Origin of the sequence: Oscillibacter valericigenes, assembly GCF_021531435.1 — a bacterium.
GTDB lineage: Bacteria > Bacillota > Clostridia > Oscillospirales > Oscillospiraceae > Oscillibacter > Oscillibacter valericigenes_B.
In genome coordinates, this window is record NZ_JAFBIS010000087.1 from 1 (window position 1) to 397 (window position 397).

Below are 397 nucleotides of genomic sequence, written 5' to 3' on the forward strand. Positions count from 1 at the left end.
TCCACCAGGTGCGCAGTTCCACCAGATATGTCAGCTACAAGGACATCAAGAAAGTCGTTGCGGATCTGAAGAAGATCTACGGTGCCGTTACGCTGGAAGAAGCCGAGAAAAACCTGCAGGCCTTTGCGGAGGCCTGGCGTAAGCAGTACCCCTCCTGCGTGAAAAGCTGGGAGGAAAACTGGCCGGTTTTAAGCACATTCTTCGAATACCCCGTTGAGATTCGGAAAATCATATACACGACGAACATCATCGAGGGCCTGAACCGCCAGTTCCGGCAGATCACGAAGAACAAGCCCTCCTTCACGAACGACGACTCCTTGCGCCGGATGCTGTATCTGGCCTCACAGCGCATCGTGAAGCACTGGCACGCCAGATACCAGAACTGGGATCTGGTGCT

1 protein-coding gene is annotated in these 397 nt (G+C 54.2%); it reads left to right on the forward strand.

What is annotated here, in order from left to right:
* On the forward strand, positions 1-397 hold a 397-nt coding region (locus JQM68_RS13675; RefSeq protein ID WP_235223568.1), incomplete at both ends, for a transposase.